Here is a 25663-nt window from a genome sequence, read left to right on the forward strand (position 1 = left end):
ACCGGGCAACCTTAGCCATGAGAGAGGACTTTTGTCAAGAACAAAAGAGGAACATGATCCACAGGCCGTCATCCCGGACGGCATAGCCGAGCCGGGATCGTGAGCCAGATGAGGCGCTGGAATACCTCTCCCGAGTGGGAGAGGTCGAGCGCAGCGAGGGTGAGGGGGTGAGACCTCTCCGGATGGACCTGTAACCCCTCACCCGGACCTAACGGTCCGACCTCTCCCTCAAGGAGAGGTGATGATCCCGCTCCATACACACCACGTCATCCCGGGTTCTGCTCCGCAGCCCCGGGATGACGTGGTGTGAAGCGCAGCTAATGAGCGTGCGAGGAATGAGCCAACGCTTCCGCTCCTCCAGCCCTGAACTCCTGCCAAGCCTGCCGTAGAATTTGCACCGAGGATGTCAGGAACAGCCCTGCCATCAGCGCCGCCACGATCAGGTCCGGCCAGGCTGTCGCCGTTCCCCAGACGCCGAGCGCTGCGACCATCACGACCACGTTGCCGATGGCATCGTTGCGCGAGCAGAGCCAGACGGAACGCACATTCGCATCGCCATCCTTGTAGCGCATGAGCAGCAGCACCGAAGCCAGGTTGGCGGCGAGCGCCATGAAGCCGATGCTGCCCATCAGCTCCGCCTGCGGCAGGCCGAGAATAAGCGTCTGATAGATCGTCGAGCCGAAGACCCAGAGTGCCATGAGGCTTAGAGAGATACCCTTGAACAAAGCCGCCGTGGCGCGCGCCCGCAGGCTCAAGCCGATCACCGCGAGGCTCAGGCCGTAAGTGACGGTATCGCCCAGGAAGTCGAGCGCATCCGCCTGAAGCGCCTGGGAGCCCGCGAGACGGCCCGCGATCATCTCCACCAGGAACATCGCTCCGTTGAGGGCGATGACGATCCAGAGGACGAGCTTGTAGCGCGGATCGACGCCGTCGAAGACCGGCACGCCGCCATGGCACCCGCAGGCCGCATGGTCCTCTTTTCTCTCATGAGCATCGGAGGCGTGCGAATGCGCGTGATCATGAGCATGGGAGTTGTTCGAGCAGCAGGCATCCGCCATCGCGATATCCTCTTTTCTTTGAGTCGCGATGGAGCCTACAATCTCCAGCGACTAGAGGTTCAAGCGAAAAATGTTGTCGATCGGAGAATTGTCCCGCCGCACAGGCGTGAAGGTGCCGACCATCCGCTATTACGAGCAGATCGGCCTGATGCCCTTGGCGCCGCGGACAGAGGGAAAGCAGAGGCGTTATGGAGTGGACGAGGCCTCCCGTCTCAACTTCATCCGCCATGCGCGCGAGCTCGGCTTCGAGGTCGAGGCCATTCGCGAATTGCTGCAGCTCAGCGAAAAGCCCGATCAATCCTGCGCGGAGGCCGACGCCATCGCCCGCCGCCACATGGCGGAGGTGGAGCGGCGCATCGACCAGCTGACGGCCCTGCGGGCTGAGCTGCAGCACATGGTCGAGGAATGCAGCCACGGCCGCGTGGGCGAATGCCGCGTGATCCAGGTGTTGGCCGATCACAGCCAATGCGAACATGAGCGTCACTGAGGTACACGGGCGCTCGATCCATTATTGCTCTTTGGAATACTGTTTCATAAGAGTGTCTGGGTGCCCAACTTCGACACAAGGACACCTCATGAGCCGCCTCGCAATATTAACGCTCTCGTTAGCGGCATTCAGCCTATCGAGCCCTGTTGCCGAGGCACAGGATCGGAGTGATCTGATCCCGATATTCCAACAGCAAGTCAGCGCCTGCTACGCTCTCCCGGCAGAAGTGCGGGGCGCCGAGCCTGTTGTTGTCGAACTGCGCCTGAAGCCGAATGGGGCGCTGATGCACAAGCCCGAAGTGATCCGTGGCCAGCCTTATTCCATCACCGCTGAAGCGGCGTTGCGCGCCATCGACGAGTGCACCCCGTTCAAGATCTCGAAAGAACTGGCTTCCCGCTACCGGGACTGGAAGTTGATGCGCATTCAGTTCAGCACGCAGTAAAAGAGCAATCACAGAAATCGGGTGTTGCCCCTCTGGCAAACCTCTTAGAGTGCTCACAAGAGGAATACGCCATGCTCAATACCTTGCGCGACATCATCATCGAACCCGCTGAACTCATCCAGCCGGAGGAGCCCCAGGCCGATTACGAGCGCGTGCGCCGGATCATCGCGTTCATTTCGGAGCGCTGGCGCGAGCAGCCCTCATTGGAGGCGATTGCGGACCATGTGGGGCTCTCCACCACTCATGTGCACCATCTCTTCCGGCGCTGGTCTGGCCTTTCGCCCAAGGCCTTCCTGCAGGCGATCACCCTGGACAACGCCAAGGCGCTTCTCGCCGATTCAGCCAGCGTGCTCGACGCCACCTACGAACTCGGACTCTCGGGGCCCGCGCGGCTGCACGATCTCTTCGTGACGCACGAGGCCATGACGCCGGGCGATTACAAGGCGGGTGGTTCGGGCCTAACCATGCGCTACGGCTTCCATCCCTCCCCCTTCGGCGAGGCGATCCTGATCGCGACCGAACGGGGCCTTGCGGGCCTCGGCTTCGTGGACGATGGCGACCGGCAGGCGGCACTGGCCGACATGACCCGCCGCTGGCCGAAGGCACAGTACGTAGAAGACGTGGCCGCCACCGCCCCGCTCGCGCGGCGCATCTTCAATCCGTCGCAATGGCAGGCGGAGCAGCCGCTACGGGTCGTGCTGATCGGCACCGATTTCGAGGTGCGCGTCTGGCAGACCCTGCTGCGCATCCCGCGCGACAAGGCCACCACCTATTCCGATATCGCCCGCCATATCGGCAAACCCGCCGCCTGCCGGGCCGTGGGCGCGGCGGTGGGCAAGAACCCAGTCTCCTTCGTCGTCCCCTGCCACCGGGTGCTCGGCCGCTCCGGCGCGCTCACCGGCTACCATTGGGGGCTGACCCGCAAGCAGGCGATCTTGGGCTGGGAAGCGGGGCGCGGCTTGGGCGCCGATGCGCCTTAGGGTTACTCGCCCCTCGTCATGGCCAGGCTTGTCCCGGCCATCCCTATAAGGCTAGGCCTGCGTTTTACGTCTCCGTTGCAACCCTGCAACGGAGACGGTTCCGATACTTTCCCGTCAAACAACCCCTCAAGATCGTCTTGCGGCGCTCGAAGCCCCTTCTTATATCAGCGCCAGCAGGGAAACCTCGACTGGGGGCGGACCTGTTTTAGTCATCAACGTATCAGCCATGGGCCGGGCCGCTTCGGGGCTCGGCGGTCTGCTTGAAAGTGAGGGATCCCGCCATGGGTAAGGTCATTGGTATCGACCTCGGCACCACCAATTCCTGCGTCGCTGTCATGGAAGGCACGACGCCCAAAGTTATCGAAAACTCGGAAGGCACCCGGACGACCCCGTCCATCGTGGCCTTCACGGACGAAGGCGAGCGCCTCGTCGGCCAGCCGGCCAAGCGCCAGGCGGTCACGAACCCGTCGCGCACGTTCTTCGCCATCAAGCGCCTGATCGGGCGCACCTTCAACGACCCCATGACCCAGAAGGACATGGGCCTCGTTCCGTATCACATCGTGAAGGGCGGCAACGGCGACGCCTGGGTGGAAGCCGACGGCAAGACCTATTCGCCTTCCCAGATCTCGGCCTTCACGCTCCAGAAGATGAAGGAAACCGCGGAGGCCCATCTCGGCCAGCCGGTGACGCAGGCCGTCATCACGGTTCCCGCTTACTTCAACGACGCCCAGCGTCAGGCCACGAAGGACGCGGGCAAGATCGCGGGCCTCGAGGTTCTGCGCATCATCAACGAGCCGACCGCTGCTGCTCTGGCCTATGGCCTCGACAAGAAGCAGTCCGGCATGATCGCAGTCTACGATCTCGGCGGCGGCACCTTCGACGTGTCCGTGCTCGAGATCGGCGACGGCGTGTTCGAGGTGAAGTCCACCAACGGTGACACCTTCCTCGGCGGTGAAGATTTCGACATGCGCCTCGTCGAGTACCTCGCGGCAGAGTTCAAGAAGGAGCAGGGCATCGACCTGACCAAGGACAAGCTCGCCCTTCAGCGTCTTAAGGAAGCCGCCGAGAAGGCGAAGATCGAGCTGTCCTCGGCTGCCCAGACCGAAATCAACCTGCCCTACATCACGGCTGATGCTTCCGGTCCGAAGCACCTCGCCCTCAAGCTCTCGCGCGCCAAGTTCGAGCAGCTCGTGGACGATCTCGTGCAGAAGACCATCGAGCCCTGCCGCAAGGCCCTCAAGGATGCCGGCATCAACCCCGGCGACATCGACGAGGTGGTTCTGGTCGGCGGCATGACCCGCATGCCGAAGATCCAGGAAGTGGTGAAGAACTTCTTCGGCAAGGAGCCCCACAAGGGCGTGAACCCGGATGAGGTCGTGGCCATCGGCGCCGCGATCCAGGCGGGCGTGCTCCAGGGCGACGTGAAGGACGTGCTGCTTCTCGACGTGACCCCGCTCTCGCTCGGCATCGAGACGCTCGGCGGCGTGTTCACGCGCCTCATCGAGCGCAACACCACGATCCCGACGAAGAAGAGCCAGGTCTTCTCGACCGCGGAAGACAACCAGAATGCGGTGACGATCCGCGTCTTTCAGGGCGAGCGCGAAATGGCGGCGGACAACAAGCTGCTCGGCCAGTTCGATCTTGTCGGCATTCCGCCCGCACCGCGCGGCGTGCCGCAGATCGAAGTGACCTTCGACATCGATGCGAACGGCATCGTGAACGTTACCGCGAAGGACAAGGCCACCGGCAAGGAGCACCAGATCCGCATCCAGGCTTCCGGCGGTCTGTCGGATGCCGACATAGAGAAGATGGTGAAGGACGCCGAGGCTCACGCCGAGGAAGACAAGAAGCGCCGCGAACTCGTGGAGGCGAAGAACCAGGGCGAGAGCCTCGTTCACGCCACGGAGAAGTCGCTCACCGAGTACGGCGACAAGGTCTCCGAGTCCGACAAGCAGGGCATCACCACCGCCATCGACGCGCTTCGCCAAGCGCTTGCCGGCGAGGACCCGGAAGTCATCAAGGCCCGCACCACGGACCTGATGCAGGCTTCCATGAAGCTCGGTGAGGCCATGTACGCAGCTCAAGCCAATGCTGGCGAAGGCGGCGAGCAGGCCGAGGGCGAAGAGCCTAAGAAGGATGACGTCATCGACGCCGACTTCCAGGAAGTCGACGAAGACGACAAGAAGAAGCGCGCTTAAAACGATGCGCATTCTCTGACGAGTTCGGCACCCGGTTTTCATGGCCGGGTGCCGTTTTCGTGAAACGGCTTTAAACAACAATGACCGATCATTCGACCAATCGTTACGATGCATTCAAGCGCCAGGGTCTGGTCGGCGGCATGACGGAGCCATGCTTTGCTCCGAGGGGCGCCTGATATGTCCAAGCGCGATTACTACGAGGTTCTTGGCGTTGCGAAGACCGCGTCTGAGGCGGAGATGAAATCCGCCTTCCGCAAGCTCGCGATGCAATATCACCCGGACCGCAATCCGGGCGACCACGAGGCGGAAGTCAAGTTCAAGGAACTCAACGAAGCCTATCAGACGCTCTCCGACGGCCAGAAGCGCGCGGCTTACGACCGCTACGGCCATGCGGCTTTCGCCAATGGCGGACCGGGTGCGGGCGGCGCGGGCTTCAACGGCGATTTCTCCGATTTCATGTCGGACATCTTCGAGAATTTCTTCGGCGATGCAGGCGGACGCGGAAGAGGCCGGGCCACGACCGGTCGCGAGCGCGGCGCGGACATGCGCTACAATCTCGAGATCACGCTGGACGAGGCCTTCCACGGCAAGAATGCCGAACTGAAGATCCCCACAGCCATCACCTGCGAAGCGTGCTCGGGCTCCGGCGCGAAGCCGGGCTCGAAGCCCAAGACCTGCCCCACCTGCGGCGGCGCGGGCCGCGTGCGCGCGACGCAAGGCTTCTTCTCCATCGAGCGCACCTGCCCGAACTGCCATGGACGCGGTGAGGTGATCGACGATCCCTGCGGCTCCTGCGGCGGTGCTGGCCGCGTCACGCGCGAGCGCACGCTCTCCGTCAACATTCCGGCGGGCGTCGAGGACGGCACGCGCATTCGTCTCGCGGGCGAAGGCGAGGCGGGCCTGCGCGGCGGACCCTCGGGCGACCTCTACATCTTCCTGTCGCTCAAACCCCATCCGTTCTTCCAGCGCGATGGGGCGGACCTGTTCTGCCGCGTGCCGATCTCCCTGGTCTCGGCAGCGCTGGGCGGCGAGTTCAGCGTGCCGACGCTCGGCGGCACCGAGGCCCTCGTGAAGGTTCCCGAAGGCACCCAGACCGGCAAGCAGTTCCGCCTGAAGGGCAAGGGCATGCCGGTGCTGCGCTCCCGCGATGTGGGCGACCTCTACATCCAGGTTGTTGTGGAAACGCCGCAGAAGCTCACCAAGCGCCAGCGCGAGCTTCTTGAGGAGTTCGACAGGGAATGCTCGAAGGAGAACCACCCGGAAAGCTCGGGCTTTTTCTCGCGTTTCCGGGAATTTCTCGATGGTCTCGGCGGCTCAAGCTAACTTGACCGCCGGTTCTATTAAGCCATAAACAACCCGTGTGATCCGCCCGTTTGAGGGGTCTTCCCAGTGCTTCAGTCGTTCCAACGGCCTACGACCCGGAAAAGCCCCTTCAAGAAAGATCGCTTTCAGGACGAGGCGCGATTCCTGCGCTCGTGGCTCGAACGCCCTCTCGCCATCGGCGCGATCACGCCCTCAGGCAAGATCCTGGCGCGGACCATGGCGTCCTATGTCGACCCCCGCATTCCGGGACCCGTCATCGAGCTGGGCCCCGGCACGGGACCGGTGACCGATGCCCTCATCCGGCGCGGCATCGAGCAGGAACGCCTGATCCTCGTCGAGTTCAATCCGGAATTCTGCCGCCTCCTGAAACGCCGTTTCCCGAAGGCGACGATCATCCAGGGCGATGCCTACGATCTCACAGAGACATTGTCCGGCATCCTGAAGGAGCCTGCGGCCGCCACCGTGTCGAGCCTGCCGCTCTTCACCAAGCCCATGGACCAGCGCCTCGATCTGCTCGAGGCTGCGCAGACGCTCATGAACCCAGGCGCGCCCTTCATCCAGTTCACCTATGCCGTCGTGCCGCCGATCCCGTCGCGGTCCGACGCCTACAAGACAAAAGCGTCCAACCGCATCTGGCGCAACCTCCCCCCTGCCCGCGTCTGGGTCTACAACAAGGTCGATCATCCATGAGCAACGGTTCGTCTCCCGCCCTTCAATCCAATTCCGGGGGAGACATCCGTGACAGGCTCATCATCGGTCTCGATGTTCCAAGCGTCGAGGAAGCACGCTCCATCGTGTCGCGCATCGGCGATGCGGCGACCTTCTACAAGATCGGCTATCAGCTGGGCTACGCGGGCGGCATCGAATTCGCGCGCGAATTGATCGGTCAGGGCAAGAAGGTTTTTCTCGACCTGAAACTGCATGACATCGGCAACACGGTGGAAGCCGGCGTGCGCTCCATCGCGCGCATGGGCGTGACGTTCCTCACCGTGCATGCCTATCCGCAAACCATGCGCGGTGCTGTTGCGGGCAAGGCGGGATCTGATCTCAAGATCCTCGCCGTTACCGTGCTCACTTCTTACGACGACAGCGATCTCGTGGACGCAGGCTATGCGCCCGTGCCTGCGGCGGAGCTCGTCGCCAAGCGTGCGGAGCAGGCGCGCGATATCGGTATCGACGGCATCGTCTGCGCAGCGACGGAAGCGCAACGCGTGCGCTCGATCATCGGCCGCAACCGCCTCATCGTGACGCCGGGCATTCGTCCCGCAGGTGCGGATGCGGGCGACCAGAAGCGCATCGTCACACCAGCGGAAGGCATTCGGCTCGGCGCCAATCATCTCGTCGTCGGGCGTCCCATCGTGAAAGCAGACGATCCTCGCGCGGCGGCAGAGGCCATCGTGCAGGAAATCGCGGCGGCGTAAGCCTCTCTCACCGAAATAGAATAAAACGCGGGTTTAACCTCTCCCGGGCGGGAGAGGTCGGAGGGCAGCTCCGGGTGAGGGAATGCCATTTCCGGAAAGGGCACAACCCTCACCCCTGCCCCTCTCCCACACGGGAGAGGGAACACGCGCAATAACCGATGCGTCAGTCTTTAAGGGGCCTTCGATGCGCTTCACCCAATTACTTCTCTCATGCGCCTTTCTACTCGTCGGCAGTCAGGCTTTCGCCGATACCTGCACGATCGTCATGGAATTCGGCACGAACCGCATCCTCAAGAAGGAAGGCGATTGCGAGCGCCGCAGTTCTCCGGCTTCCACCTTCAAGTTTCCCTTGAGCCTCATGGGCTTCGATGCGGGTATTCTCAAAAGCGAGAGCGATCCCGCCTGGCCCTACAAGCCCGAATACGCTGCGTGGAACACGGTCTGGAAAAGAACCACGACTCCGCACTCCTGGCTGCGGGATTCCGTTCTCTGGTATTCGCAGGTTCTGACGGGCCAATTGGGAGCGGAGCGTTTCGCGCACTATGTCGATGCCCTCAATTACGGCAATCGCGATGTCAGCGGCGACAAGGGCAAGGCCAACGGCCTCACACGCTCGTGGCTGAGCGCGTCCTCGCTGCAGATCTCGCCCGTCGAGCAGATCGCGTTTCTCGATCGCTTTCTCAAAGGCCAGCTCCCGGTCTCGCAAGAAGCCCATGAGAAGACGCGCGCGATCATGCCGATCTTCCTCCTCGCTGACGGCTGGACGGCCTATGGCAAGACCGGCACCGGTTTCCAGCCGCTGCGGGATGGCGCCTTCGACCGCTCCAGGCAATTCGGCTGGTTTGTGGGCTGGGCGACGAAAGGCAAGAGGACCATCCTTTTCGCGCGGCTGATCCGCGATGAGCGGAAGGAAAATTCCGTCGCCAGCTTCAGAGCCCGGGACAGCCTGCTGGCTGAGCTGCCTGCGCTCGCCAAGGAATAATTCGCATCTTGCGCCTTGACGCATCGCGCCTGTCGGGCTTCGCTGCACACCCGTTACAAAAAGGAAGTCCCCATGCCCAAAGGCTACGTCATCGCTCGCGTTACCGTCACCAATCCGGAGGCTTATGCCGAATATGCCAAGGGCGCGACGGCGGCGATCAAGCAATATGGCGGACGCCCGCTGGTGCGCGGCGGCGCCTATGAGGCGCTGGAGGGCGAGGCCCGGGCCCGCAACGTGGTGATCGAGTTCGATTCCGTCGAGCAGGCCCGCACCTATTACAATTCCCCCGAATACCAGGCTGCCAAGGCCAAGCGCGATGGTGCCTGCGTGGCGGAGTTCGTTCTCGTGGAAGGAGCGGAATAATGGCGAAGGCCTATTGGATCGGCCGGGTCGATGTGTCGAACCCGGATGCTTACCAGAACTACGTGAAGGCCAATGCGGTGCCTTTTGCCAAGTTCGGCGCGAAGTTCCTGGTGCGCGGCGGCAGCTATCGCGTGGCCGAAGGCGACGCCCGCGCCCGCAACGTGGTGATCGAATTCCCTTCATACGAGGCAGCTGTGGCCTGCTGGGATTCCCCCGAGTACCAGGCCGCCAAGGCCGAGCGCGACGGCCATGCTGTCGCCGACATCATCATCATTGAAGGTTACGAGGGTCCGCAGCCGGGCTAAGGCTCCTGCGCTTCTCAGAAGGGCGCAAGGCAGCTATATGCCTTGCGCAGGTAACAGGAGACCGGGCATGAGCGAGATGCGACTCGTCGTGGTAGGCGCCGCCGGGCGCATGGGGCGCATGCTCATCAAGGCCGTGGCCGAAGCGCAGGGCTGCCGTCTCGTGGGCGCCATCGAGCGTGAGGGCTCTCCTGCACTCGGCCAGGATGCGGGCATGCTCGCAGGGCTCTCGCCGCTCGGCGTGAGCGTGACAGCCGACCCCCTGCCCATCTTCGCCCAGGCCGACGGCGTACTCGATTTCACCTCTCCCGCCGGGACGGTTTCGTTTGCAGCGCTCGCGGCTCAGGCCCGCATCGTCCACGTGATCGGCACCACGGGCTTGGCCGAAGAGGATTTCACGAAGCTCGAAGCGGCCGCACGTCATGCGCGCATCGTCCAATCCGGCAACATGTCGCTCGGCGTGAACCTGCTCGCGGGCCTCGTGCGCAAGGTGGCTGCGACGCTTGGCGAGGATTTCGACATCGAGATTCTCGAAATGCATCACCGCATGAAGGTGGATGCGCCCTCCGGTACGGCGCTTCTTCTCGGTGAGGCTGCTGCGGAAGGCCGCGAGATTTCCCTGAAAGAGCGCTCGGTGAAGAGCCGCGACGGACATACCGGCGCGCGCGTTCCCGGCGATATCGGCTTTGCCACGTTGCGCGGCGGCTCTGTGGTGGGCGACCACTCAGTGATCTTCGCAGGTCAAGGCGAACGCCTGGAGCTGTCGCACAAGGCCGAGGACCGCAGCGTCTTCGCGCGCGGCGCGGTGAAGGCTGCGCTCTGGGGCTTCGACAAGAAGCCAGGTTATTACACCATGGCCGATGTGCTCGGCCTCAACGATCTCTAAGACATCCATCAATATTACGGAGACGCTAAAGACATGGATCGCCTTCTTGTGCTTGCCCGCCACGGCCAGAGCGAATGGAACCTGAAGAATCTGTTCACGGGCTGGAAGGACCCTGGGCTCACCGATCTCGGCATCGAGGAGGCGCGCAATGCGGGCCGCCGCCTGAAGGACATGGGCGTGCAGTTCGATGTGGCCTACACCTCCGCTCTCGGCCGCGCCCAGCGCACCTGCAAGCTGATCCTGGAAGAGATCGGCCAGCCTGATCTCAAGACCATCGCGGATGTGGCGCTCAACGAGCGCGATTACGGCGATCTCTCCGGCCTCAACAAGGACGATGCCCGCGCCCGCTGGGGCGAGGAGCAGGTGCATGTGTGGCGCCGCTCCTACGACGTGCCGCCTCCCGGCGGCGAGAGCCTGAAGGACACGGTGGCTCGCGTGCTGCCCTACTACATCCGCGAGATCCTCCCCCGCGTGATGAAGGGCGAGCGCGTGCTGGTGGCCGCCCACGGCAATTCGCTGCGCGCCCTCGTGATGGTGCTCGACGGCCTGACCTCCGAGACGATCCCGAGCCTCGAACTCGCGACCGGCGTTCCGCTCGTCTACAAGCTCAACGCCGACACCACGGTCGCCGACAAGAAGGTGCTGGGCTGATTTGACCGCGATCACGCTGGCTCCTGGGCTCGTCTATTACCCGGATTATCTGGACCGTCAGGCCCAGGAGCAGCTTTTGCAATCCTTGCGCGAGATCACGCGAGCCGCGCCTCTCTACACGCCGCGCATGCCGCGCACCGGAAAACCGTTTTCGGTGCGCATGACCAATTGCGGGCGGCTCGGCTGGGTGTCGGACATCGACGGCTATCGCTACCAGCCGATGCACCCCGAGACGGGCGAGCCCTGGCCCGTCATGCCGGATCAGGTGATGCAGGCCTGGACGGCGATGAGCGGCTATCCGCATCCGCCCGATGCCTGCCTGATCAATTTCTACGAACCCTCCGCACGCATGGGCCTGCATCAGGACAAGGACGAGGAGGAGTTCGATGCGCCCGTGGTCTCGCTCTCGCTCGGCGACACGGCCCTGTTCCGCTATGGCGGATTGGAGCGGAAGGATCCGACCCGCTCGATCCGTCTCAAGTCAGGCGATGCCATCGTATTCGGCGGCCCCGCGCGCCTGATCCATCATGGCATCGACCGGCTCATTCCAGGATCATCGGACCTGCTGCCGCAGGGTGGCCGCCTTAATCTTACCTTGCGCAAGGTAGAGAAGCCGCTTTAGCCTCACATTAGATAAAACGCTCAAGGGGAATCCGCATGAAAGCCCTGTCCGCAGCCGCATTCGGTTTCATTTTGTCCGCTCAGGCGGCCTTTGCCGTCGAGCCCCTGTTTCCGCCCGCCTCGCGGATCGGCATGATTCCGCCGCAGGAGATGATGATCTCCAAGCGCTTCAGCGGTTTCGAGAACGAGGAGCGCGCGGCGGCGATCACCCTGACGGAGATGCCGCCCCAGGCCTTCGGTCAGCTCTCCTCCAACCTCACCAAGGAGGCGCTGAAGAAGCAGGGGCTGGAGATGAAGGCCCGGGAGAGCGTGAAGCTCGGCTCCAAGAGCGGCATTCTCATCAGCGGCACCATGACGAAGCCCGAGGCCGGCCGCAAATGGCTCCTTCTGGTCCAGGACAAGGACATGACGGGCCTCGTGGTGGCGCAGGTTCTCGGTGGCAAGGACGGGTATAGCGACGCGCAGATGGTCGGCGCGCTGAAAAGCGTTGCCCTGCGCGATGACGTGTCCCTCGACGAGAAGGTTTCCGCCCTACCCTTCCGCGTTGGCGAGAAGGCGGGTTTCAGGCCCGTGCGCGTCATGGCTGGCAATTCCGTGCTGTTCACCGATGGGCCCAAGGACACGATCAAGGCCCTGGAACAACCGATGATGATTCTCGCGGCCTCGCTGCAGCCCGCACCGCCCCCTGGTGAATTGCGCACGCGGTTCGCGCGCGAGGCTCTCTTTTCCAATCAGGTTCTCAAGGATATCCGCATCGAGCGGTCCGAGGCCTTCCGCCTGAAGGGCCAGGACTGGCACGAAATCGTCGCCAAGGCGGTGGAGGCCGAATCCGGCCAGCCGATCGTGGTGATGCAATCGATCCGCTTCGACAACGACCGCTATGTGCGCATGGTGGGCCTGACCCGCGAGGAGCAGCGGGACCAGAACCTGCCGCGCTTCCGCACCATCGCGGACGGCGTCGAGACGAATTTCTGAAGGCTATTCCCGGGTCGGGAAGGCGGGCAGCGACCATCCGCGCAGGATGGCGAAGGCCCTCAAGGTGAAGGCGGCGGCAAAGCCCGCCGCCGCAGCCCAGGCCAAAGGAATGCCGATCACCTGCAGGGTCACCGCGACTGCGGCGCCGAGCGCTGCCGCCGTCACGTAGATTTCCTGCCGCAGCACGAGCGGCGTGGTGCCCGCGAAAATGTCCCGGATGATGCCGCCGAAGGTGGCGGTGATGGTGCCGAGCGCGATGGCCGAGAGAGCCGGAACGCCCGCGGCCAAGGCCTTCGCCGTGCCGGTGATGCAGAACAGGGCGAGCCCCAGAGCGTCGGCCCAGAGCAACACGCGGCCCCGCCGCCCGCCCTCGAGCGCGGCCACGCGCTTAGGCCCGAGCGCAAACACCACCTCGGCCACGACGAGACAGACCAGCACATCCCTGGGATCGCCGACCCAGAAGACCGGCCTGATGCCGATGAGCAGGTCACGCACGGTCCCACCGCCCACGCCTGTGAGCGTGGCAAGCAGCGCGAAGCCGAACGGGTCCATGCCCTTGCGAGCCGCCATCAATGCGCCTGTGAGCGCGAAGACGGCGACGCCGATGGCCTCGAAGGGAATGTGCTGAAGGATTTCCACGGCGGCGTCCAGGCTTTGTCTGCCCCCTTGCGAGGGCGCGAATGACTCTCCTCCCCGTCATGGCCGGGCTTGTCCCGGCCATCCCGCTTCGGAATGACGCCGCACTCTAACGATCGGAATCACCGGCACAAGGCCGGTGATGACGGGCGCTGAGGTCGCTTATTGAAATTTACGAGGCGGAGGAAGGATTGTCCGTCGTCTCGCCGTTCGCGGGCGCCTTGGGGCCGCCTTTGGCGACGCCTACGAGCGCCGGGCGCAGCACGCGATCGCCGATCACGTAACCGGACTGCACCACCTGCACCACGGTGCCGTTCGGCACGTCAGGATTCGGCACTTCGAACATGGCTTGGTGCACGTTCGGATCGAACTTCTGGCCTTCAGGGTCGAGCTTCTTCACGCCGTGACGCTCGAGGGTCTTGAGCAGGTCGCGCTCGGTGAGGTCGATGCCGTCGATGAGCCCCTTGAAGGCGCCCTCGGCTGAGGCCTTGGCCTCCTCCGGCACGCTCTCGATGGCGCGGCGCACGTTGTCCGCCACGTTCAGCATGTCGCGGGCGAAATTGGCCACCGCATAGGTGCGGGCGTCGGCCACTTCGCGCTCGGTGCGGCGGCGCAGGTTCTCCATGTCGGCCATGAGGCGCAAGAGCTTGTCCTTCAGATCGGCCTTCTCAGCCTCGAGAACGGCCACCGGATCGGCTTGAGCCTCAGCGGCAGCCTGGTTGTCGGCACCGTTGGCAGCCTCGGTCTGGGGATTCGTGGTCTGGTTGTCCGTATCGTTCGGGTTCATGTCGATCAATCAGAGATAGGGGAAAGGTTCAGGGCACATATCAGGTCGAAGCGATCACAAATCAAGCGCTTCGCCGCTGCAACGGCTCAGCTTCCTCAGTCTTGAACACGTCAAGCAGGGTGCGGCGGATCGTGGCCTGGCGGCCCGCATGGGTCACCTTGGTGCCGGTCAGGTCCGTTACATAGAACACGTCCACGGCCTTTTCGCCGAAGGTTACGATGTGCGCAGAGGCGATGTTGAGGTTGAGCTTTCCGAGCGCCGTGGTGAGATCGTAGAGCAGGCCCGGCCTGTCGAGGCCCGACACCTCGATCACCGTCTGGCGGCTCGACAGCGAGTTGTCGATGTTGACCTCCGGCGGCACATGGAACGCCTTGGAGGAGCTCTTCGACGGCTTTCTGCTCTCCACAAGATCGGCGATCTTCACCTCGCCCTTGAGCGCCCGCTCGATGGCTTTCGCCACGCGCTCCGCGCGGCGCAGCTCGTCCTCGTCCCGGTCGAAGGCGCGGGAGAGCACGATGGTGTCGAGCGCCATGCCGTCCGTCGTCGTGAAGATCTGCGCATCCACGATGTTGCCGCCCGCCGCCGCGCACGCGCCGGTGACGATGGCGAGGAGGCGCGGATGGTCGGGCGAGAGGACGGTGAATTCGGTCACGCCCCTGAAATGGTCCGTCTCGTAGGACGTGGTCACCGTGCGCCCCGCCTTGTCGGCGGATTGCACGAAATGCGCCTGCTTCACACGGCGCTCTTCGTCGGTCTTCAGCCAATAAGCCGGCGTATGACGGGCCGCATAATCCTCGAATTCCTTGTCCGACCAATTGGGGAGCGCCTTGCGCAATTCTTCCTGCGCGAAACGCACGCGATCCGAGCGCGCCACATCCGCCGCGCCGCCGCCGAGCAGCACCTCGGTCTCGTAATAGAGCGTGCGCAGAAGCTGGCCTTTCCAGCCCGTCCAGGTGCCGGGACCAACGGCCTTAATGTCGGCGATGGTGAGCACGAGCAGGAGCTTCAAGCGCTCCATAGTCTGCACCACCTCGGCGAAACTCTTGATGGTGGCGGGGTCCGACAGATCGCGGCTCTGCGCGGTGTTCGACATGAGCAGGTGATGTTCGACGAGCCAGGCGACCGTATCGGTTTCCGCGTCCGTCAACCCGAAACGCGGCCCGAGCTTGCGCGCGATGACGGCGCCCGCGATCGAATGATCTTCCGGGCGTCCCTTCGCGATGTCGTGCAGGAACACGGCGACATAGAGCGCGCGGCGGTTCTGGATCGTCCCGAAGATCTGATTGGCCAGCGGATGCTCGTTGCCGAGTTGGCCCGCCTCGATTTCCGTGAGCACGCCGGTGGAACGGAGCAGATGCTCGTCCACCGTATAATGGTGATACATGTTGAACTGCATCATCGCGACGATGCGCCCGAAATCGGGAATGAAGCGCCCGATGACGCCCGCCTCGTTCATGCGGCGCAGCACCACCTCCGGCGCATTCTTCGATGTGATGATGTCGAGAAAAAGCCGGTTCGCCTCCGCATCGTTGCGCAGACTCTGGCCGATGAGCTTGAGGGAGCGCGTGGCAAGACGCGTCGCATCGGGATGGATCGCGAGATTATGCCGGTCCGCCAGCCAGAACAGGCGGATGAGGTTGACCGGATCGTTCGCGAAAACCTCTTCGCTTTTCACGTTGATGCGGTTGTTGTCGATGATGAAGTCGTTGCCCGCGAGCGCACCGCCGCGACGGCGGCGGAAACGTCCGAGCACGCGGTCGAGCATGGGCCGTTTCTTCGTCTGGCGCGCTTCGAGTTCGGCGCAGACGATGGCAGTGAGATCGCCCACATCCTTCGCGATGAGGAAATAGGCCTTCATGAAGCGCTCCACCGCCGAGAGACCGCCGCGCGGCACGAAGCCGATGCGCTCGGCGATAACGCGCTGGAGATCAAAGGTCAGACGCTCCTCCGCGCGGCCCGTGGCGAAATGCATATGGCAGCGCACACGCCACAAGAACTCGTCGCAGCGCCGGAAGAGCTTGAACTCCTCGGGCGTGAAGAGGCCAGCCTTCACCAGATCCTTCGGGTTCTTCACCTGATAGACGTATTTGCCGATCCAGAAGAGCGTGTTGAGATCGCGAAGACCGCCCTTGCCGTCCTTCACATTGGGCTCGACGAGATAGCGCGATGCACCGGCCTTCACCACGCGCGCGTCGCGCTCCTTCAGTTTCGCATCCACGAATTCCGCGGGCGAGAGCGCGACGATCTCGGAATCGAACCGCTTGACCAGATCGTCAAAGAGCGCGCGGTCGCCGAAGAGGAAGCGCGCTTCGAGCAACGAGGTGCGGATCGTCATGTCCGCATTCGCCTCGCGGATGCAATCCTCCACCGAGCGCGTGGCGTGGCCGACCTTCAGCTTCAGGTCCCATAGCACGTAGAGCATCGCTTCCACGACGCTCTCGCTCCAGGCGGTCTGCTTGTAGGGAAGCAGGAACAGGAGATCGACATCCGAGCCGGGCGCCAGCGTGCCACGTCCGTAACCGCCTGTCGCCACCACGGCGATGCGCTCGCCAGAGGACGGGTTATCGGCGGGATAGAGGTGGCGCACGACCGCGTCGTGAACGAGGCGCACCAGATCGTCCATGTGGGTGGAGAGATACTTGGCGCAGACGAGGCCGTCCTGCGTGTCGAGCAGCTGCTGCTCCGCCTTGGCCCTGCCCTCCTCCAGATAGCGCTTGAGTTCGGGCACGAGCCTGGATCTCAGCTCCCCCGCATCGCGCAGAGGCTTATCGCCGAGAATCTTCAGGATTTCGTCAGGGTTCTGGAGCGGCATGAAACAACCATAGTGAGCGGTCCGTTCTGGCTTATCACCCTGGGAGCCTCCCCCCAAGGGCGGACTGGACTAATCCGCCAAGACGGATAGATTGTTCTTTATAAGAAATTCTGTTTGACGGAAGAAACTCTCCGTTCTATATAAAGAACACGCGCCGATTTGAGCAATCAGCTTGCGGGCGCGAAACAAGTGCAGCTAAAGCGTTGGGCGCCTCAAGGACTTTATCTGTCCAGCTCCCATGCGCCAAATATGGGAACTGAGACATGAGCCTGACCCATCGCCTCCTCCTCGCCGCTTCCGTCGTCTCCGCCGGCCTGACCGTGCTCGCCTCCGGCGCCGTTGCGCAGCCGAAGGAGATCAAGATCGACTTCGCCACCTACAACCCGGTGAGCCTCGTCCTCAAGGACAAGGGCTTCCTGGAGAAGGAACTGGAGAAGGACGGCATCTCCATTCGCTGGGTTCAGTCGCTGGGCTCCAACAAGGCGCTCGAATTCCTGAATGCGGGCTCGCTCGATTTCGGCTCCACCGCCGGTGCCGCCGCTCTCATCGCCAAGATCAACGGCAACCCGATCAAGTCGATCTATGTCTATTCTCGCCCCGAATGGACGGCGCTCGTGACCCGCAAGGATACGGGCATCGCCAAGGTCGAGGATTTGAAGGGCAAGCGCGTCGCCGTGACCCGCGGCACCGATCCGCACATCTTCCTTGTGCGCGCCCTTCAGGAAGCCAAGCTCACAGAGAAGGACGTGAAGCTCGTCCTGCTGCAGCATCCGGATGGACGCACCGCCCTCGAGCGCGGCGACGTGGATGCCTGGGCCGGTCTCGATCCGCTGATGGCGGCGGCCGAGGTGGAGAGCGGCGCGCAGCTCTTCTACCGCAAGGCGGAAGCGAATACCTGGGGCGTGCTGAACGTGTCGGAGACCTTCGCGAAGGATAACCCCGCTCTCGTGGGCCGCGTGCTGAAGGCTTATGAGGAAGCCCGCAAATACGCCCTCGCCAATCCCGCCGAGTTGAAGAAGGCTCTTGTGAGCTACACCAAGCTGCCGGAAGCGGTGATCGAGCGCCAGCTGCAGCGCACGGAACTCACGCACTCGACCATCGGACAGCCCCAGGCCGATACGATCCTCGCGGCAGGCATTGCTCTGCAGCAGGCCGGCGTGGTGCCCGCTGACGCCAATGTGAAAGCGACCGTCGATGCACTGATCGACCGTCAGTTTGCGACCGCATCACGCTGATGACTTCACCACGGGAGAGCGCCGTGTCAGGCGAAATCGCAAATTCCGCCTGGTCCTCCCAACAGGGTGCCGCCGCTCTCGCGGCCCCTTCCCTCACCGAGAAGCGACGCGCCTTCGATTGGCGCATCCTTCTCGGCTTTTTATTGCCCATCGCCGTGGCACTTCTCTGGGAAGCAGCCGTGCGGTTCGGCCTTGCACAAGGCCGCCTCGTTCCGCCGCCGAGCCGCATCTTCGCGACGCTTCTCGCGCTCGCCGAGACAGGCGAACTCTGGACGCATGTGTGGGCGACGCTCTGGCGCGTGCTCACCGGCTTCATCATCGGCGGTGTCGCAGGCATCGTGTTCGGCGCGTTGTCCGGTTCCAGCGAAACCATCCGCCGCCTTCTCGATCCGACCTTGCAGGCGCTTCGCGCCATTCCCTCCATCGCGTGGGTGCCGCTCTTCATTCTCTGGCTCGGCATTTTCGAGGCCTCGAAAGTGGCGCTCATCGCGGTGGGCGTCTTCTTCCCCGTCTATCTCGGCATCGCGGGCGCGATTCTCTCCGTTGACCGCAAGCTCGTGGAAGTGGGCCACGTGTTTCGCCTCTCGCGCGTTCAGCTCGCAAGACGCATCCTGCTGCCCGCCGTTCTGCCTGAAGCGGTGATTGCTTTGCGTTCGGGCCTCGGCCTCGGCTTCATGTTCGTGGTCGCCGCAGAATTCATGGGTGCATCCGAGGGCCTCGGCTATCTGCTCGTCGACGGCCAGCAAATGGGCAAGCCCGACCAGATTCTTGCCGCCATCATCGCCTTCGCGCTTCTCGGCAAGATCGCGGACAGCCTGCTCGTTCTTGGCACGAAACCACTCGTGCGCTGGCAGGATATTGTGCGGGAGAGATTGTGATGCTCGAACTCGAACACCTCTCCAAGACCTATGCCGACGGCACCCGCGCGCTGTCCGACATCAATCTCTCCGTGCGCCAAGGCGAAATCGTCTCGCTCATCGGCGGATCGGGCTGCGGCAAGACTACGCTGCTTCGCCTCATCGCCGGCCTCGACCAAGCGAGTACCGGCGCGATCAAGCTCGACGGCGAAGCGCTTTCCGGCCCGCATCCGTCCGTTGGCATCGTGTTCCAGGAACCGCGCCTCCTACCGTGGCTCTCGGTCTCCGACAACATCGCCTTCGGGCTCGATCATATCAGCGCCACGGAGCGGAAAGAGCGCGTCGCGCATGCGCTGGAGAAGATCGGCCTCATCGAACATGCCAAGCGCTGGCCGCGCGATTTGTCCGGCGGGCAGCAGCAGCGCGTGGCGATTGCCCGCGCGTTCGTCACGAATCCGAAGGTGCTGCTGCTCGACGAGCCTTTCTCGGCGCTCGACGCCTTCACCCGCGCGAGCCTGCACGAGCATTTGCTCGGATTGTGGGAGGAGACGCGCCCCACCGTCGTGCTCGTCACGCACGACGTACAGGAGGCGGTGACACTCGCTGACCGCGCGGTGGTGATGCAGCCGAAGCCCGGCCGCATCTTCGACGAATTGCCGCTCACGCTCTCGCGTCCGCGCGACAAGACCGACCTTCCCTTCGAGACATCCGTGCGCCGCGTCTTGACGGCGCTCGATCATTCCCTCAAGCCATCTCACCAGCAGCCGCAGCGCGAACGCGACCGTCAGGCTGCCGCTTTGTGGTGGTAGAACTAAGGACAAGCATCATGGACTCGACCGAACTGCGCGCCCTCCAAGCGCCGCTGAAGGATCAATACCGCAGCAATCCCGATTCCGCCGTCATCACGCTCAAGGCACAAGGCACGCTGGACGACCAGCACATCGCCTGCAAGGTCGAGACCGGCCGTGCGCTTGCTGTCGCGGGCCTGCACCCTGCCACCGGCGGCTCGGGTGCTGAACTCTGTTCCGGCGACATGCTGCTCGAAGCCCTCGTCGCCTGCGCGGGCGTGACGCTGAAGGCCGTCGCCACCGCGCTCGAAATCGAACTGCGTCACGGTGCCGTGAAGGCCGAGGGCGATCTCGATTTCCGCGGCACGCTCGGCGTCGACAAGACCGCGCCCGTGGGCTTCAGCGACATCCGCCTCTCCTTCGAGGTGGACACCGATGCGCCGCAGGAGAAGATCGATCAGCTTCTCAAGCTGACCGAACGCTATTGCGTGGTGTTCCAGACTCTCAACAACAAGCCTAACTTAAGCGCGACGCTCACGCTCAAGTCATAAACACTGTCCTCATCCTGAGGAGCCGCAAAGCGGCGTCTCGAAGGAGGATCCAGAGAGCACTGAAGACACCTCGCCCTTCGAGACGCGAGCAAGCTCGCTCCTCAGGGTGAGGCTATGTTGGCGATTAACACCGATGCAATCAGTTCTGCGCGACCAGCGTGCGCGGCGCGGCGTTGATCACCACGGCCGCTCCGCCCCGCACTTCTTGCACGGTCAGAGCGCGGTCGTTGGTGCCGTTCGGATTGAAGCGGAACACGCCGTCCGTGCCAGCAAAGCCCGCAGCACTGGTGAGAATGCTGTCGTTGAAGCCCTGCGGTCCCTGCATGCGGGCAAGCGCGGCGGCGAGCGTCACCGCATCGTAGGAGAGCGAAGCCAGACGCACCGGATCGCTGTTGAAGCGCGCACGGTAGCGTGTTGCGAACTCCATGAAGCCGCGCTTGTCGGGCGCGGCGAACCAGCCGCCCTGAAGCGTCGGCAATCCATACACGCGCGCTTCATCCCACACGCCGGTGCCGATGGGCTTCACCTGCCGGGGATTGAAGCGGACAGCCTGCAGAGCCTGCGCTACCGCAGGCAATCCATCGCCGTTATCGGGAATGAACAGGGCTTGCGCCTGCGGATTCGGCCCGCCGATCACCGGCGCGAGACGCTGCACGGCGTTCTGCGGCTGTCCTGCGGGATAGCGCTCGATGGAGACGACGCGAATGCCGTTCTCGGCCGCCGCTTCACGCAGCTGCGCCTCCGCCACGCGGCCATAGGCCGTTTCCGGAATAAGCGCCGCGATGGAGCGACGGTTCTGCGCGGCGGCGAAAGCGATGATGCGGTCGACCTCCGCCTGCACCATGAAGCTCAAGAGATAGATGCCCTGCGCGGCGGCGGCCTTGTCGGAGGAGAAACCGATCATCGGTTTGCCAGCCTGCTGCGCAACTTGCCCCGCCGCCTGGACGGAGCCTGCGAAGATCGGGCCGAGAATGAGCTGCGCGCCCTCGCTGAGCGCTTGATCGGCTGCGGCCTGCGCACCTTCCGGCGTGCCGCGATCGTCCTTCACGAGAAGGGTGAGGTGCCTGTCCTGAAAATCACCGAGCGCGAGTTCTGCGGCATTGCGCATGCTCTGCGCGACGAGCGCGCCCTGGCCGGATCCGGAGAGCGGCAGGATCAGCGCGACTTTCACGGGGCCGTTGCCGATGGCCGTGCCACCCATGGCAGGCCTTGCGGGAGCCATGGGTGCCTGCGCGGGAGGCATTTCAGCGCGCACCGGCGTGGCCGGTCCGCTGCCGACATCGGCGGAATAGCGAGGCGGGATGGACGCGGAGGCCTGCGCGGGCCGGCTGGCCTTACGCGGTTGTCGGGCAGAGCCCGAGCCCGCGCATCCGGACAGCGCGAGAGCGCCGGTCAGCAGAACGGCCAGAGCCCACGGGTTCACTTTTGGGCTCACCTTGCCTTTTTCCATCGTCCTGAAACAGAACGCCATCTCCACCCCCCTTTTGGAAACAGCTCGGCGGACATGGAGCAATCTTGGCATTAAAAGGTAAACATTGTTTCCAAGATCCGGCATTCACAGCCCGAAGGCTGCTTTCGCAAGCCGGGGCGTTCATGCAAAAGTGACGGGCAATGACTCAGAGAATCGACAACCGGACCCGCCGGCGCGAGCCGGGCGAGCGCGCCGCCACCTTCACCGCCTTCGGCCTCGCCGCCGAGGCGAAGCCCCTCACCCCCGGCCTTTACGTGGTCGCGACGCCTATCGGCAATCTGCAGGACGTGTCCTTCCGCGCGCTGAACGTGCTCGCCGCCGCCGATGCGATCCTCGCCGAGGATACGCGGGTGACGAAGACGCTGCTCGCCCATTACGGCATCACGACGCCGCTGGTGGCCTATCACGAGCATTCCAATGAGGCGGTTCGCGAGCGCATGGTGCATCGCATCCGCGAAGGCCAGGCGCTGGCGCTCGTGTCGGATGCAGGCACGCCGCTGGTCTCCGATCCCGGCTACAAGCTGGTGCAGGCCGCCATCGAGGAAGGCCTGCCCGTCACGCCGATCCCCGGCCCCTCTGCCGTGCTCACCGCCCTCGTCGCATCGGGCCTGCCCACCGACCGCTTCTTCTTTGAAGGTTTTCTTCCTGCGAAAAGCGGCGCGCGACGCGCACGCCTTCAGGAGATTGGCTCCATCCCCGGCACATTGATGCTGTTCGAAGGTCCGCACCGTTTGCCTGAAATGCTGGCCGACGCAGCCGATGTGCTGGGCGAGCGGCAGGCCGTGGTGGCGCGCGAACTGACGAAGATGTTCGAGACAATCCGGCGCGGCACCCTGCCGGAACTCGCCGCACAATTCGCGGAGGAAGGCCCGCCGAAAGGCGAGATCGTGGTGCTGATCGGCGAGGCCACGAAAGAGATGCACGCGGCAGAAGCGGATGCGGCCCTCGACGGCAAGCTGGAAGCGGCGCTCAAGAACCATTCGATCAAAGATGCAGCGGCGATCGTCGCCGCCGAACTCGGCATGCCGAAGCGCGAAGTCTATGCCCGCGCGCTCGAGCTTGCGAAGAAAGATTGATGAAGACCGCTCTCGAACGGCGGCGTGCCACGTTTCTGCGCGGCCATCGTGCCGAGTGGATCGCGCTCCTGTTTCTCATGGCGAAGGGCTACCGCCCACTCGCGCGCCGCTATGCGGCGTCAGGCGGCGAGATCGATCTCATCATGGCACGCGGCAACACCATCGCCTTTGTCGAGGTAAAGGCGCGCGTGCTGATGGACAACGCGCTCTCCGCCATCACCGCCACCAAGCGCCAGCGCTTCTCACGCGCAGCGCGATCATGGTTGTCGCGCAATCCGCGCGCGCAGGGAAAAACATGGCGGGCGGATGCGGTGTTCATCGCACCGAAACGATGGCCGCAGCACATCGTGTCGGCTTTCGAGCTTGAGATTTCTTAAGCCGCGATCTTCCTTGGATCGCGCACCGCATCGCGAATGAAGCGCGCCATTTCCTGAACGATGTGATTGCCGCCGCCTTTCGGCAGGTAGAGATTGACCATGAAGGGCGGAAGCAGCGGCAGGCCCGTATCGGGACCCAGCACTTCCAGCGCATGCGGCACGGTGGAGGCCATCCACGCCATCACGGCGGTATCGGCGGCAATGGTTGCGACTTGAGCCGAGGTGTTGGTGGAATCGAACACGGAGCGCCACTCGATGCCCGCCTTCTGCAGGGCCTCGCGGATCGGCGTGCGGAACGCGCAATCGGAGCAGCCGATGGAAACAGGCAGCGGGCGTTTCCACCCGGCTTCGCCCCCCTTCGCGCCGACCCAGACGAGACGATCCATCACGAGGTTCTCGCCATCCGCGTCGCAGGCGAGTTCGGTGGCCATCACGATATCGACCTTGCCGCTTGCGAGCTTCGCGCGCAATTCCGCGCTCGATCCGCTGTCGAGCGAAATCTGCACGCGCGGATAGGTGCGCGCGAAATCCTTCAGGAAGGTTGGCAGATAGGTGGTGATGATGTCGCTCGGAATGCCGAGGCGGATCTCGCCCTCGAATTCGGGCGTCGTCATCTCGGTCCAGATTTCGTCGTTCATGGCCAGCATGCGCTTGGCGCGCCCGAACAGGCGCTCGCCCGCACCGGTCAATGTCATGCCCCGCCGGTCACGGGTGATCAGTTCCTCGCCCAGCATCTCCTCCAGGCGCTTGACCTGCTGGCTCACCGCCGCCTGGGTGAGGTTGAGCACCCCGGCTGCCGCCGTCATGCCGCCGGTATCCACCACGGCCACGAAAGCTCTCAGAAGGCTGACATCGAGATTATGGGGCATGGGCGATCTCCATAACGATCCATTATTTTTGATATAATGAACATTCGTTTCACTTATGCAAGGGGGCGACCCATACTCTCTCCATCAACTCAAGGAGAGCGCCATGTCGGCCTATTCGAACACCTGCACCGAAACCTTTGAAACCCCGGCTGCTCGCCCAACGGTCCTGAAAAATCTTTTCTCAGCCGTCATGCGGGAAATCCGCCTCCGCCGCGCCATGCGGGAGGTCGCCTCCCTGGACGATGCCATGCTCCATGACATCGGCCTTGGACCCGGCAACATTGAGGATGCCGTTCGACATGGGCGTTGCTGAGCATGCCTCAAGAAGCCCTCATCCTGAGGAGGCGCTTAAGCGCCGTCTCGAAGGAGGTTCCAGTGCTTTCTGGAAACGCCTCGCCCTTCGAGACGCAGCCTGCGGCTGCTCCTCAGGGTGAGGCTCAGGCCAGTCTTGTTGCATGCGCTAAGGCGCGAACACCGTCACCGCGCAGGGCCTGATGGAGAAATGCGCGGGTGTTTGCGTCACGATCTCGCCATCCGCATTGATCGGCCTTGGTCGTCTCGTGCGGATGTCGAATTCCTTGGCGCGTATCGCGCGCACCTCACTCCACGCTCCGTGCTGGCCATGGCGGAAGGAGCGCGCCATGAAGGCGAGCTTCCAGGCGCGCTCGAATTCCAGGCTGTAGAGATCGAGATGCTGGTCGTCGATGGCCGCGTCCTTCTCCACCGCGTTGCCGCCACCATAGAAGCGCCCGTTGCCGACAGCGATCTGCAAGGTTCTCACGCGCACGTTTTCGGTTTCGCTCATGATCGTTGCGCGGAAAGGCTTGGCATGGGCCAGAACATTCATGGCCACCAGCGCATAGCCGAGCCGCCCGAAGCGGCGCTTGATGTCCCGCGTCAGCTTCTGCGCCAGCTCCGCCGACAGGCCGAGGCTCGCCACGTTGAAGAACGGCTCGCCGTTCACGACACCCAGATCGATCTTGCGCGTCTGGCCATCGGCAATCACCCGCGCAGCCCCGTCGAGATCGAAGGGGATGCCCAATGTCCGCGCCAGGTCGTTCGCCGTGCCCAGGGGCAGAATGCCGAGGGGCAATCCGGCCTCGATCACCCCGAAAGCCGCCGCGTTCAACGTTCCGTCGCCACCTCCGACGACGACGCAATCCACCTCGTTACGGTGCTTCACGATCAGGGGAGACAGGTCTTCCCGCCGGCCGCATTCCAGCTGAACGGGCTCGATCCCGTGCGACTCGAGGGCCTCAATGGCCGCCTGCGCCTGGGCTTCGCCGCTTCGGCTCTTGGCATTGATGATGAGAAGGGCACGGCGTGACATGACCTACCAGATGTGGAAGCTTGAGCTTATCTACAAGGGTGCGGGAATCTGAAGCGAGGCTATTCGATAACACCCGACCCTCTTTTTCGTTCGTTCCGGTCGAGCAAGAGTTGCCTTCTCGAAGAAACAGTCCAATAACCCGCTTCCCGGAACCGTTGCCATCGAGAGGGCATCGGCTCCGGTCC

General features: G+C 63.6%; 28 protein-coding genes. 21 read left to right on the forward strand and 7 right to left on the reverse strand.

Going from position 1 to position 25663, the window contains the following annotated elements; genetic code table 11:
- Positions 1-317 precede the first annotated feature (317 nt).
- A complete protein-coding gene (locus MJ639_RS16055; RefSeq protein ID WP_243374946.1) occupies positions 318-1058 on the reverse strand; it encodes a cation efflux transmembrane domain-containing protein in 741 nt (246 codons plus the stop codon).
- Positions 1059-1128: 70 nt separating this feature from the next.
- Between MJ639_RS16055 and MJ639_RS16060 the strand changes: the two genes are divergently transcribed.
- The 14 genes from MJ639_RS16060 to MJ639_RS16125 all read left to right on the forward strand — a co-directional run bounded on the left by MJ639_RS16060 (position 1129) and on the right by MJ639_RS16125 (position 12689).
- Positions 1129-1545 (forward strand): MerR family transcriptional regulator, encoded by a 417-nt coding sequence (locus tag MJ639_RS16060; protein WP_243374948.1) that lies wholly within the window; start codon positions 1129-1131, stop codon positions 1543-1545.
- 88 nt (positions 1546-1633) lie between these two features.
- A complete protein-coding gene (locus MJ639_RS16065; protein ID WP_243374949.1) occupies positions 1634-1987 on the forward strand; it encodes a hypothetical protein in 354 nt (117 codons plus the stop codon).
- A gap of 71 nt (positions 1988-2058) precedes the next feature.
- On the forward strand, positions 2059-2967 hold the full coding sequence (locus MJ639_RS16070; RefSeq protein WP_243374951.1) for a methylated-DNA--[protein]-cysteine S-methyltransferase: 909 nt from the start codon (positions 2059-2061) through the stop codon (positions 2965-2967).
- Between the two features lie 281 nt (positions 2968-3248).
- Complete coding sequence (dnaK, locus tag MJ639_RS16075; protein WP_243374953.1) at positions 3249-5165, forward strand: molecular chaperone DnaK; 1917 nt, start codon at positions 3249-3251, stop codon at positions 5163-5165.
- A gap of 177 nt (positions 5166-5342) precedes the next feature.
- Complete coding sequence (dnaJ, locus tag MJ639_RS16080) at positions 5343-6488, forward strand: molecular chaperone DnaJ (protein WP_243374955.1); 1146 nt, start codon at positions 5343-5345, stop codon at positions 6486-6488.
- A 66-nt stretch (positions 6489-6554) separates the two neighbouring features.
- On the forward strand, positions 6555-7178 hold the full coding sequence (locus MJ639_RS16085; protein ID WP_243374957.1) for a class I SAM-dependent methyltransferase: 624 nt from the start codon (positions 6555-6557) through the stop codon (positions 7176-7178).
- Positions 7175-7909 carry an orotidine-5'-phosphate decarboxylase gene (pyrF, locus tag MJ639_RS16090; protein ID WP_243374959.1) on the forward strand — a complete coding sequence of 245 codons (735 nt, stop codon included), beginning with the start codon at positions 7175-7177 and terminating at the stop codon, positions 7907-7909. The genes MJ639_RS16085 and pyrF overlap by 4 nt, the downstream gene beginning before the upstream one ends.
- Positions 7910-8093: 184 nt before the next feature.
- On the forward strand, positions 8094-8891 hold the full coding sequence (blaOXA, locus tag MJ639_RS16095) for a class D beta-lactamase (protein ID WP_243374961.1): 798 nt from the start codon (positions 8094-8096) through the stop codon (positions 8889-8891).
- A 72-nt stretch (positions 8892-8963) separates the two neighbouring features.
- A complete protein-coding gene (locus MJ639_RS16100) occupies positions 8964-9254 on the forward strand; it encodes a DUF1330 domain-containing protein (RefSeq protein WP_239351600.1) in 291 nt (96 codons plus the stop codon).
- Entirely contained in the window at positions 9254-9559 is a 306-nt protein-coding gene (locus MJ639_RS16105) for a DUF1330 domain-containing protein (RefSeq protein ID WP_243374963.1), read from the forward strand. The genes MJ639_RS16100 and MJ639_RS16105 overlap by 1 nt, the downstream gene beginning before the upstream one ends.
- Positions 9560-9635: 76 nt before the next feature.
- Positions 9636-10442 carry a 4-hydroxy-tetrahydrodipicolinate reductase gene (gene dapB, locus MJ639_RS16110; protein WP_243375141.1) on the forward strand — a complete coding sequence of 269 codons (807 nt, stop codon included), beginning with the start codon at positions 9636-9638 and terminating at the stop codon, positions 10440-10442.
- A 33-nt stretch (positions 10443-10475) separates the two neighbouring features.
- Positions 10476-11093: a 2,3-bisphosphoglycerate-dependent phosphoglycerate mutase gene (locus MJ639_RS16115; protein WP_243374965.1), complete on the forward strand. Its 618-nt coding sequence runs from the start codon at positions 10476-10478 to the stop codon at positions 11091-11093.
- Between the two features lies 1 nt (position 11094).
- On the forward strand, positions 11095-11715 hold the full coding sequence (locus MJ639_RS16120) for an alpha-ketoglutarate-dependent dioxygenase AlkB family protein (RefSeq protein WP_243374966.1): 621 nt from the start codon (positions 11095-11097) through the stop codon (positions 11713-11715).
- Positions 11716-11750: 35 nt separating this feature from the next.
- Positions 11751-12689, forward strand: coding sequence for a hypothetical protein (locus MJ639_RS16125; protein WP_243374968.1), 939 nt, complete (start codon positions 11751-11753; stop codon positions 12687-12689).
- A gap of 3 nt (positions 12690-12692) precedes the next feature.
- Here MJ639_RS16125 and MJ639_RS16130 read toward each other — a convergent pair whose 3' ends face one another.
- From MJ639_RS16130 to MJ639_RS16140, 3 genes are all read right to left on the reverse strand, one after another.
- The gene (locus tag MJ639_RS16130; RefSeq protein WP_423790811.1) at positions 12693-13322 is read right to left on the reverse strand and encodes a trimeric intracellular cation channel family protein; all 630 of its coding nucleotides are present in this window, start codon (positions 13320-13322) and stop codon (positions 12693-12695) included.
- Positions 13323-13497: 175 nt separating this feature from the next.
- Complete coding sequence (gene grpE / locus MJ639_RS16135) at positions 13498-14112, reverse strand: nucleotide exchange factor GrpE (protein ID WP_243374970.1); 615 nt, start codon at positions 14110-14112, stop codon at positions 13498-13500.
- A 61-nt stretch (positions 14113-14173) separates the two neighbouring features.
- A complete protein-coding gene (locus tag MJ639_RS16140; protein ID WP_243374971.1) occupies positions 14174-16924 on the reverse strand; it encodes a [protein-PII] uridylyltransferase in 2751 nt (916 codons plus the stop codon).
- A gap of 263 nt (positions 16925-17187) precedes the next feature.
- On the opposite strand from MJ639_RS16140, the gene MJ639_RS16145 reads away from it, so the two are divergent.
- The 4 genes from MJ639_RS16145 to MJ639_RS16160 are packed head-to-tail and all read left to right on the forward strand — an operon-like array spanning position 17188 to position 20355.
- Positions 17188-18159, forward strand: coding sequence for an aliphatic sulfonate ABC transporter substrate-binding protein (locus MJ639_RS16145; RefSeq protein WP_243374972.1), 972 nt, complete (start codon positions 17188-17190; stop codon positions 18157-18159).
- Between the two features lie 23 nt (positions 18160-18182).
- Positions 18183-19037, forward strand: a complete 855-nt coding sequence (locus MJ639_RS16150) for an ABC transporter permease (RefSeq protein WP_243374973.1) — start codon at positions 18183-18185, stop codon at positions 19035-19037.
- Positions 19037-19825, forward strand: a complete 789-nt coding sequence (locus MJ639_RS16155) for an ABC transporter ATP-binding protein (protein ID WP_243374975.1) — start codon at positions 19037-19039, stop codon at positions 19823-19825. Before MJ639_RS16150 ends, MJ639_RS16155 begins: the two co-directional genes overlap by 1 nt.
- A gap of 17 nt (positions 19826-19842) precedes the next feature.
- Positions 19843-20355: an OsmC family protein gene (locus MJ639_RS16160; RefSeq protein WP_243374976.1), complete on the forward strand. Its 513-nt coding sequence runs from the start codon at positions 19843-19845 to the stop codon at positions 20353-20355.
- Between the two features lie 139 nt (positions 20356-20494).
- Here MJ639_RS16160 and MJ639_RS16165 read toward each other — a convergent pair whose 3' ends face one another.
- Positions 20495-21805, reverse strand: coding sequence for a penicillin-binding protein activator (locus MJ639_RS16165; RefSeq protein WP_243374977.1), 1311 nt, complete (start codon positions 21803-21805; stop codon positions 20495-20497).
- Between the two features lie 161 nt (positions 21806-21966).
- Here MJ639_RS16165 and rsmI point away from each other — a divergent pair, with 161 nt between their 5' ends.
- Positions 21967-22902, forward strand: coding sequence for a 16S rRNA (cytidine(1402)-2'-O)-methyltransferase (gene rsmI / locus MJ639_RS16170; RefSeq protein WP_243374979.1), 936 nt, complete (start codon positions 21967-21969; stop codon positions 22900-22902).
- Positions 22902-23279 carry a YraN family protein gene (locus MJ639_RS16175; RefSeq protein WP_243374981.1) on the forward strand — a complete coding sequence of 126 codons (378 nt, stop codon included), beginning with the start codon at positions 22902-22904 and terminating at the stop codon, positions 23277-23279. Before rsmI ends, MJ639_RS16175 begins: the two co-directional genes overlap by 1 nt.
- Here the strand turns inward: MJ639_RS16175 and MJ639_RS16180 are convergent.
- Positions 23276-24148, reverse strand: coding sequence for a LysR family transcriptional regulator (locus MJ639_RS16180; RefSeq protein ID WP_243374983.1), 873 nt, complete (start codon positions 24146-24148; stop codon positions 23276-23278). The two genes, MJ639_RS16175 and MJ639_RS16180, sit on opposite strands and share 4 nt — an antisense overlap.
- Positions 24149-24365: 217 nt before the next feature.
- Between MJ639_RS16180 and MJ639_RS17910 the strand changes: the two genes are divergently transcribed.
- Positions 24366-24461 carry a YjiS-like domain-containing protein gene (locus MJ639_RS17910; RefSeq protein ID WP_423790812.1) on the forward strand — a complete coding sequence of 32 codons (96 nt, stop codon included), beginning with the start codon at positions 24366-24368 and terminating at the stop codon, positions 24459-24461.
- 147 nt (positions 24462-24608) lie between these two features.
- On the opposite strand, the gene MJ639_RS16185 is transcribed toward MJ639_RS17910, so the two are convergent.
- Complete coding sequence (locus MJ639_RS16185) at positions 24609-25478, reverse strand: lipid kinase (protein ID WP_243374985.1); 870 nt, start codon at positions 25476-25478, stop codon at positions 24609-24611.
- Positions 25479-25663 lie beyond the last annotated feature (185 nt).

The sequence above is a fragment of the Microvirga solisilvae genome, assembly GCF_022808595.1.
In the GTDB taxonomy this organism is placed as follows: domain Bacteria; phylum Pseudomonadota; class Alphaproteobacteria; order Rhizobiales; family Beijerinckiaceae; genus Microvirga; species Microvirga solisilvae.

Excerpts from the sequence above, each read along its gene's own strand:
- MJ639_RS16055 (WP_243374946.1), bottom strand. The coding sequence starts at position 1,058 with ATGGCGGATGCCTGCTGCTCGAACAACTCCCATGCTCATGATCACGCG.
- MJ639_RS16060 (WP_243374948.1), top strand. The coding sequence starts at position 1,129 with ATGTTGTCGATCGGAGAATTGTCCCGCCGCACAGGCGTGAAGGTGCCG.
- MJ639_RS16065 (WP_243374949.1), top strand. The coding sequence starts at position 1,634 with ATGAGCCGCCTCGCAATATTAACGCTCTCGTTAGCGGCATTCAGCCTA.
- MJ639_RS16070 (WP_243374951.1), top strand. The coding sequence starts at position 2,059 with ATGCTCAATACCTTGCGCGACATCATCATCGAACCCGCTGAACTCATC.
- dnaK (WP_243374953.1), top strand. The coding sequence starts at position 3,249 with ATGGGTAAGGTCATTGGTATCGACCTCGGCACCACCAATTCCTGCGTC.
- dnaJ (WP_243374955.1), top strand. The coding sequence starts at position 5,343 with ATGTCCAAGCGCGATTACTACGAGGTTCTTGGCGTTGCGAAGACCGCG.
- pyrF (WP_243374959.1), top strand. The coding sequence starts at position 7,175 with ATGAGCAACGGTTCGTCTCCCGCCCTTCAATCCAATTCCGGGGGAGAC.
- blaOXA (WP_243374961.1), top strand. The coding sequence starts at position 8,094 with ATGCGCTTCACCCAATTACTTCTCTCATGCGCCTTTCTACTCGTCGGC.
- MJ639_RS16100 (WP_239351600.1), top strand. The coding sequence starts at position 8,964 with ATGCCCAAAGGCTACGTCATCGCTCGCGTTACCGTCACCAATCCGGAG.
- MJ639_RS16105 (WP_243374963.1), top strand. The coding sequence starts at position 9,254 with ATGGCGAAGGCCTATTGGATCGGCCGGGTCGATGTGTCGAACCCGGAT.
- dapB (WP_243375141.1), top strand. The coding sequence starts at position 9,636 with ATGCGACTCGTCGTGGTAGGCGCCGCCGGGCGCATGGGGCGCATGCTC.
- MJ639_RS16115 (WP_243374965.1), top strand. The coding sequence starts at position 10,476 with ATGGATCGCCTTCTTGTGCTTGCCCGCCACGGCCAGAGCGAATGGAAC.
- MJ639_RS16125 (WP_243374968.1), top strand. The coding sequence starts at position 11,751 with ATGAAAGCCCTGTCCGCAGCCGCATTCGGTTTCATTTTGTCCGCTCAG.
- grpE (WP_243374970.1), bottom strand. The coding sequence starts at position 14,112 with ATGAACCCGAACGATACGGACAACCAGACCACGAATCCCCAGACCGAG.
- MJ639_RS16140 (WP_243374971.1), bottom strand. The coding sequence starts at position 16,924 with ATGCCGCTCCAGAACCCTGACGAAATCCTGAAGATTCTCGGCGATAAG.
- MJ639_RS16145 (WP_243374972.1), top strand. The coding sequence starts at position 17,188 with ATGAGCCTGACCCATCGCCTCCTCCTCGCCGCTTCCGTCGTCTCCGCC.
- MJ639_RS16155 (WP_243374975.1), top strand. The coding sequence starts at position 19,037 with ATGCTCGAACTCGAACACCTCTCCAAGACCTATGCCGACGGCACCCGC.
- MJ639_RS16160 (WP_243374976.1), top strand. The coding sequence starts at position 19,843 with ATGGACTCGACCGAACTGCGCGCCCTCCAAGCGCCGCTGAAGGATCAA.
- MJ639_RS16165 (WP_243374977.1), bottom strand. The coding sequence starts at position 21,805 with ATGGAAAAAGGCAAGGTGAGCCCAAAAGTGAACCCGTGGGCTCTGGCC.
- rsmI (WP_243374979.1), top strand. The coding sequence starts at position 21,967 with ATGACTCAGAGAATCGACAACCGGACCCGCCGGCGCGAGCCGGGCGAG.
- MJ639_RS16175 (WP_243374981.1), top strand. The coding sequence starts at position 22,902 with ATGAAGACCGCTCTCGAACGGCGGCGTGCCACGTTTCTGCGCGGCCAT.
- MJ639_RS16180 (WP_243374983.1), bottom strand. The coding sequence starts at position 24,148 with ATGCCCCATAATCTCGATGTCAGCCTTCTGAGAGCTTTCGTGGCCGTG.
- MJ639_RS17910 (WP_423790812.1), top strand. The coding sequence starts at position 24,366 with ATGCGGGAGGTCGCCTCCCTGGACGATGCCATGCTCCATGACATCGGC.
- MJ639_RS16185 (WP_243374985.1), bottom strand. The coding sequence starts at position 25,478 with ATGTCACGCCGTGCCCTTCTCATCATCAATGCCAAGAGCCGAAGCGGC.